General features: G+C 43.1%; 4 protein-coding genes and 1 rRNA gene. 1 reads left to right on the forward strand and 4 read right to left on the reverse strand.

All coding sequences use genetic code 11. The features are described 5' to 3' along the window. Positions 1 to 144: 144 nt before the first annotated feature. A complete protein-coding gene (locus PL8927_RS06785) occupies positions 145 to 3315 on the reverse strand; it encodes a valine--tRNA ligase (protein WP_083618924.1) in 3171 nt (1056 codons plus the stop codon). A gap of 233 nt (positions 3316 to 3548) precedes the next feature. On the opposite strand from PL8927_RS06785, the gene rrf reads away from it, so the two are divergent. Continuing rightward, positions 3549 to 3665 (forward strand): 5S ribosomal RNA (gene rrf, locus PL8927_RS06790). A gap of 55 nt (positions 3666 to 3720) precedes the next feature. Here rrf and PL8927_RS06795 read toward each other — a convergent pair. The 3 genes from PL8927_RS06795 to ftsY form a co-directional block, all read right to left on the reverse strand. Then, positions 3721 to 3939, reverse strand: a complete 219-nt coding sequence (locus PL8927_RS06795; protein WP_156093116.1) for a hypothetical protein — start codon at positions 3937 to 3939, stop codon at positions 3721 to 3723. Then, the gene (locus tag PL8927_RS06800; protein WP_083618928.1) at positions 3908 to 5380 is read right to left on the reverse strand and encodes a GAF domain-containing SpoIIE family protein phosphatase; all 1473 of its coding nucleotides are present in this window, start codon (positions 5378 to 5380) and stop codon (positions 3908 to 3910) included. The genes PL8927_RS06795 and PL8927_RS06800 overlap by 32 nt, the downstream gene beginning before the upstream one ends. Positions 5381 to 5597: 217 nt before the next feature. Further along, entirely contained in the window at positions 5598 to 7184 is a 1587-nt protein-coding gene (ftsY, locus tag PL8927_RS06805; protein ID WP_083618929.1) for a signal recognition particle-docking protein FtsY, read from the reverse strand. Between the last annotated feature and the right edge of the window lie 189 nt (positions 7185 to 7373).

The following is a 7373-nucleotide window of genomic DNA, read 5'->3' on the forward strand; positions in this document are numbered from 1 at the left end:
AACTTGCTCATTGCTATAGATTAACAGTTTAGTGCATCAAGAATAATTCAGATTATTAACCTTAAAAAATACCTAGATTCCCTAGGTTGGGAATCTATTTCACGGATGAGAGTTGACAGGCTGTGGATAAAGTAACCTTCCCATTTATTCAGAGAATTGACTTAACCGTTCTCGAATAATTTCCGCCTGTTTTTCAGCTTCTGCTAAATTATTGCGGGTATTTTCTACAATTTCCGGTTCCGCACGGTTAACGAAATTCGGGTTATTCAAATTGCGTTGAAATCCTTGAATTTCCTTTTCTACCTTTGCTAATTTTTTCTGTAATTTTGTTTGGAATGCTACCAAATCAACCACACCCGCTAAAGGCATTAACACCTGAACTGTTCCCACAACTCCCGCAATGGTTTGACCTTCATTTCCAGTTAATTGTTCTGTAATGGTTAATACTTCAACTTTGCCTAACTCTTGAATATAAGCTTGTCCTTGTTTCAAGATTTGTTGTTCTTTGGTGCTTTCGGTTTGCAGAATTGCATTCACTTTCATTTTGGGTTTAATATCCGCTTCAGCGCGTAAATTTCTGACGGTACGAATCGCTCCAATAATTAACTCAAAATCTGCCTCTAATTTAGGATCAATAATCCCGGTAATTTCACTCGATAGATCTTGAGAAACTGTAGAAGAAATAGTAGGAGTTTGGAAGTTTTGATGGTCTTGTGCAAGGGGTTTAGCACTGCCAATAAATTCCGTTTTAAACTCTTTTAAAATTTTCCCAAGTTCCTCTCGTTGGGATGCTTTAAACAAATAACGATACACAAACCAACCGGAATATCCCATCCCAATCAATTCAAAAATAGCGGGAAGTAAGGGAAATTCATTAATTGCGTTCAATGCAGCGGCAAAACATTTAATCGTTAAAAAGGCAATGAAAAACAGTCCCGTCAGAATTAGAGGTTTTTGATATTGTTTAAAGAAACCTCCTAAAACTTCCGGTAATTCCAACAAAATTCTAACGGATTGACCGACAATTGAATCAGGGTCTTTAACAAATTTTCCTAACCGTTGTACTTCTAAGATATTCTCTTCTATGACAACTGGATAAGCTTGTAATGCTAAACAATCTTCTTCGACCGTTTGCGTTAAACTATGCCAAATTTCTTCGGTAATATGGGGCATAAACGGATGGAGAAGTTTTAAAATCCCTTCTAAAATATAGGCTAAGGTTTGTTGAGCAACATGACGAGAATCAGTATTTTCTGCTTGTAAACGGGGTTTAACTAATTCAATATACCAATCACAAAAATCTCCCCAAATAAACTCATAAATGCCTTTTGCTGCTTCACCAATACCGTAATTGTCCATATCTTCACGGGTTTGTTTAACGGTTTGGTTAAAGCGAGATAAAATCCATTTATCACTCAGTTCTAACTGATTAATATTGGGTTCTCCTAATTGTTTCGGAGATTTCCCGTCTAAATTCATCATCACAAACCGAGAAGCATTCCAAAGTTTATTGGCAAAATTTCGAGAGGCTTCAACGGAGGCAGATTCATCGGTTTCTCGATTATATTCTAAGCGAATATCTTGCCCTGCTCCTATCACTTCTTTCATTAACGTAAACCGCACGGCATCAGTTCCGTATTTATCAATCAGTAATAACGGATCAATCCCGTTTCCGGCGGATTTAGACATTTTCTTGCCATTTTCATCTCGGATTAACCCGTGAATATAAACGGTTTTGAAGGGCATTTTATCGGTAAAATATGCCCCCATCATCGTCATCCGAGCAACCCAGAAAAAGATAATATCAAACCCCGTTGACAGGGTACTGGTGGGATAATATTTGCTTAAATCTAAGGTTTGTTCTGGCCATCCCAAGGTTGAAAATGGCCATAAACCGGAAGAAAACCAAGTATCCAAAACATCAGGATCTTGTTCTAAAATTACTGCTTCTCCGAATTTGGCGATCGCTTTTTCCTTCGCTTCCGCTTCAGTTCTCGCCACAATAAACGGTGTTTCATCGGTAATTTTTCCTTCCGTTTCACTAATCACATACCAAGCCGGAATTTGATGACCCCACCACAATTGTCGGGAAATACACCAATCTTCTAATTTAACTAACCAATCTCGATAAACCTTAGTCCAACGGTCAGGAACAAAGGCGGGAGAATCCTGTTGATCTAAACAATTTAAGGCTTTATCCGCTAGAGGTCTAATCTTAACAAACCATTGGGTTGATAATAGCGGTTCTACGGGAACTTTACCGCGATCGCTATAGGGAACTGTATGTTTATAGTCTTCAACTTTAACTAAAAATCCCTGATCTTTGAGGCGTTGAACTACATTTTTTCGCGCTACAAATCGATCCTGTCCCACGAATGGCCCCGCATTTTCATTCAGAGAGCCATCCTGATTCATAATATTAATCATCGGCAATTGATGGCGATGACCCATTTGGAAATCATTCGGATCATGAGCCGGAGTCACTTTAACACAACCCGTGCCAAAAGTTGGATCAACAAATTCATCGCCAACAATCGGAATTTCCCGTTTCATAATCGGTAAAGTTACGGTTTTTCCGATTAATTCTTTATAGCGAATATCATTGGGATTAACCGCCACCGCCGTATCCCCTAACATTGTTTCTGGTCGAGTTGTTGCTACTTCTACATAACCACTACCATCAGTTAACGGATAGCGAAAATGCCACAAATTGCCATTCACTTCTTTATTTTCAACTTCTAAATCTGATACCGCCGATTGACTTGCTGGACACCAGTTTACTAAATATTTACCCCGATAAATTAACCCATCTTCATATAACTGAATAAATGCTTCTAATACGGCTTTTGATAATCCTTCATCCAGGGTAAAGCGTTCCCGTGTCCAATCACAAGAAACCCCTAACCGTCGCAACTGATTAACAATTGTTCCGCCTGATTTTTCTTTCCATTCCCAAGCGCGTTCTAAAAATTTTTCTCGTCCTAAATCGTAGCGAGTTTTTCCTTCTGTTTTAAGTTGTTGTTCTAAAATCGTTTGCACAGCAATACTGGCGTGATCCATCCCCGGTAAATACAAAGCGTTGTCACCCTTCATGCGATGATACCGAATCAGAGCATCAATTAGGGAGTTATTAAAGGCATGACCGATGTGCAGACTCCCCGTGACGTTGGGAGGGGGAATCATAATACAATAAGGTTCCCCCGGTTGGTTGGGGTCAGCTTTAAACACCTGATGAGCTTCCCAATACTGTTGCCATTTGGCTTCGGTACTGAAGGGTTCGTATTTTGTGGCTTGGCTTGGGGTCGTTGCAGTCATGGGTTTCGACAAGTTGGGCAATTTTAGACAATCCTTTCTATTTTGCCATATTTGGGCTAGAGGGCTGCTCTTTAATCCTAGAAACGCTGAACAGTCTGGGTTTGAGCGATCTCAAATTTTTTTTGAAAAAGGGGTTGACATTCCCATAAAAAGGCAGTAGATTAGTAAATTGTGAGAGGAAAACAAGCGAAACGCTAAATCCTCAAAAATCACCGAAAAGTTTACAAAGCTTTCCTGGTGCCTATGGCTCAGTGGAACCACTCCGATCCATCTCGAACTCGGCTGTGAAACGCTGATACGGCGAAGATACTTGGCGGGTAGCCGCCTGGGAAAATAGCTCGGTGCCAGGTTAATATCAAACTAAAGCCTTCTTCCAGTGATAAATCGGAAGCAGGCTTTAGTATTTTAAGGTAATAAACTCTTAATTCCCCATCCCGCAGCAACCCCAATAAAAAATGCCCAGATTTGACCTGTTTTAACGATGTGGTTCCATGTTCTTTGAAAATCAGCAACAATATCCACATCCACTTGTTGAGCTAAAATCGTAGCCTGAGTCATGAGGTCTAAACCGTGATGGAGAATATTAAACCCATCAACAGGATTCAGTATTAAAACCAGCATCATCGATATTGCCTCCGTTGCTAGATTGAACTTGCAACACTACGAGGGTCATGTCATCCCCATTTCGGTTTCCTGAACCAATAAACTGTTGAACTTGTTCAAACAAATAGTCAAGAATTGCCTGGGGATTTCTACAATTCTGACACGCCCAATGAAAAGCTTGACTCAGATTTTCCTCATCAAAGCGATCGCCCCGTTGATTCATTGCATCCGTGAATCCATCGGTATAATAAATAATAGTATCCCCTGGATAAAGTTGGATTTGAGCTTCATAATAGTGAGTATCAGAATCTAATCCAATCAACATTCCCAGAGTATCCAACCGTCGAATATGATTCGTCGCCACTTGCCATAATAACGGGGGATGGTGAGCCGCATTGCTATAGGACAAGATGCGAGTCACCGGATCATATTCTGAATAAAATAACGTCACAAAACGGTTGGAATTTTCCAAATCCGCATACATGACTTGATTCAAATGTCCCAAAATTTGAGCCGGAGAATGGCGGTTGAGCACCTCGGCGCGTAACATTCCTCGCGTCATGGTCATAATTAAACCCGCCGGAACCCCTTTGCCCATAACATCCCCAATCACAATCCCCCAGCGTTCATCAGGGTGGATCGAGGGATGATAACCCCGTTTGTCAAAATTAGAAGGAATAAAATCATAATAATCTCCTCCCACTCGGTTCGCCGTTTGACATTGGGCTGCTATTTCTAAACCGGGGATAGTCGGGCATTTTCGCGGCAATAATTGTAACTGAATTTCCGCCCCAATTTCTAACTCTCGATCTAAACGTTCTTTTTCTCGCAAAGAGGTTGCCAACTCATCATTCGCAATGGCAACGGCCGTTTGATCCGCGACTAATCGAATTAATTTTTGACGGGTGGGAGTCCAAACATAATTGAGATCATGACTAAAAACATACAACCGTCCCCGCTCGACATTATTCACCAAAATTGGCGTACCGAATAACTGCACATCGGAGCCCAGATAGCGACCCACTTGATAATCTAAATTTGCTGTATAAGTATGCAACGCTGATTCCGACAAGTCTCCCAGACTCGTTTTTGGCATCAATGAGATTTGTCGGGTCACGGCTTCGATCGCTTGCCGAATATCCTGACACTGACGACCTTCCTGACAGTGGAGCCGTTGAAACCGCACTTGTCCGTTGGGTTTAAACAGGACTAATGCTCCCCCATCGGCATCCGTTACCCGACTAGCCACTAAGGGAGTTAACTCTAAAAATTGGTTCAGGTTGTTGAAGCTACGCAGGGCATACCCCAAGGAACTTAACAACTCGTTCACGTTTTGCTGTTCTCGATGCAAACGCGACACCAGTTCTTTCAGGGTTAAAACTGGTGTGGTTTCTGGTGTTGCAGAACCCGTAATCGAGTCAGCAAATTGATCGGAGCGTCTGGGTAGGGGCAAGGCTGTCATGTTCAGTTTTAGGGAACAGGGAACAGGGAACAGGGAACAGGGAACAGGGGGAGCAGGGGGAGCAGGGGGAGCAGGGGGAGCAGGGGGAGCAGGGGGAGCAGGGGGAGCAGGGGAGAAATAATTAACTTCTGACTTCTGACTTCTGGCTTCTGACTCCTTCTCTGCACTCTGTACGTTCTTCCCCACCCACAGCCTAGATACCCTGTCACTAATCTCCCTAGCCACTTAGGAGGGCTTCAATAAACTCGTAGCTGGAAAAGGGGCGCAAATCTTCGATACTTTCCCCAACTCCGATAAATCGAATGGGTAAGCCGAGTTGCTGGACTATGGCTAGGGCAACACCACCTTTAGCAGTTCCGTCGAGTTTTGTCAAGACCACCCCACTGAGTTGAGCCACCTCGGAAAAGACTTCTGCCTGTCGTAAACCGTTTTGACCCAGAGTAGAATCTAACACTAATAATGATTCTATTGTGGCTCCTGGGGCTCGTTTATCAATCACTCGACGGATTTTATTGAGTTCCTCCATTAGATTCTTTTTATTTTGCAGGCGACCTGCCGTATCAATAATTAACAATTCTGTATTTCGGGCGATCGCCGCTTCAATAGCATCATAAACCACCGCCGCCGGGTCGGTATTTTTTCCAGGGTTCGCCACCACTTCAACGCCACTGCGATCGCCCCAAACTTTCACCTGGTCAACGGCCGCCGCTCGGAAGGTATCTCCCGCCGCAATTAAACAGCGATAATCGGATTTTTGGGCTAAATGGGCGATTTTGCCAATGGTTGTGGTTTTCCCGGCTCCATTGACTCCGGTGACTAACCAAATATTTAAGGTATCTTTCTCCGGTGCAAAGGTAATGGGATACCCTTTCTCAAAGGGTTCTTCTAAAATTCCCCTTAAGATTTGTTTGAGATAAGCGATCGCTTGTTCCGGGGGTAAGGCTTCTTGGCGGAGTTTACTTTGTAACGCTTCAATGACGCGATCAGTTGCGGCTACCCCCACATCCGCTTGTAATAGCATGGATTCAATTTCATCAACGGCCTGTTGATTTAATGGCCCTTGACCGACAATGGATTTTAATTGGTTGAGTAAGTTGCGGCGCGTTCGTCCTAAAGCTTTCCAGAGTTTCTGTAACCAAGTAATTTCTTCTAAAGCGACTTGATCGGGACGGCGACCTTGATCGGCTAAGACTTGCGCCGACCACATAAACATCTGATCAAACTCCATTCCTGGGTCTGAGGATGCCCTTTCGCTGGGTTCGGGTTCTTCCTCCTCAATGGCGGTTTCTTTTAACCGTTCTAGTCTGGCTTGACGTTCTGTAGCTGATACAGCCCAGAAGGGTAAGGGTTCTAGGGTTTCTGCTTCCGTCTCTGAAACTGTCACAACGGGTTCGGGTTGCGGTTCAACAAGTACAGCCGTTGGTTCAGGAACAGACTCGGTAATGGGTTCGGGTTCGGGTTCTGTTCCCTCGGCTTGAACGGTTTCTACAGGAGTTTCAACAACGGTTTCTACCTCTGGCGTTTCTGGGGTTAAAACCGTTGGTTCAATTTCATTCGTTACCGTGACTTCGGGTTCGGGTTCGGGTTCAACTTCCGGTTCAGGTTCCTGTTGTTTTTGAATATTTTTATAAGCTGCTTTTGCCCACTGTAAATAATCCTCAGCAATTTGAGGGGCGGGTTCAGAACTTTCGGCTGTTTCGGGCGGTTTCTCTACTGTTTCTGGTTCGGCTTTAACCTCGGTTTGTGGCTCTTGAATTTGATCTGTTTTTTCATTAAATTGACGACGAAACCAATTAAATACCATAGGATTTATTTAATAGTTGTTGACTGTTGGTTGTTGGCTATTAACCCTGAGAAACCGGGTTTCTGTAATAACCTTTGCTTCTCAAGAGAGATTGATTGAGAAACCCGGTTTCTGGCCCCCTGGCGGTTGACTGTTAACCCTGAGAAACCCGGTTTCTGTAATAACCTTCGCTTCTCAAGAGAGATTGAT

Origin of the sequence: Planktothrix serta PCC 8927 (assembly GCF_900010725.2) — a bacterium.
In the GTDB taxonomy this organism is placed as follows: Bacteria; Cyanobacteriota; Cyanobacteriia; order Cyanobacteriales; family Microcoleaceae; genus Planktothrix; species Planktothrix serta.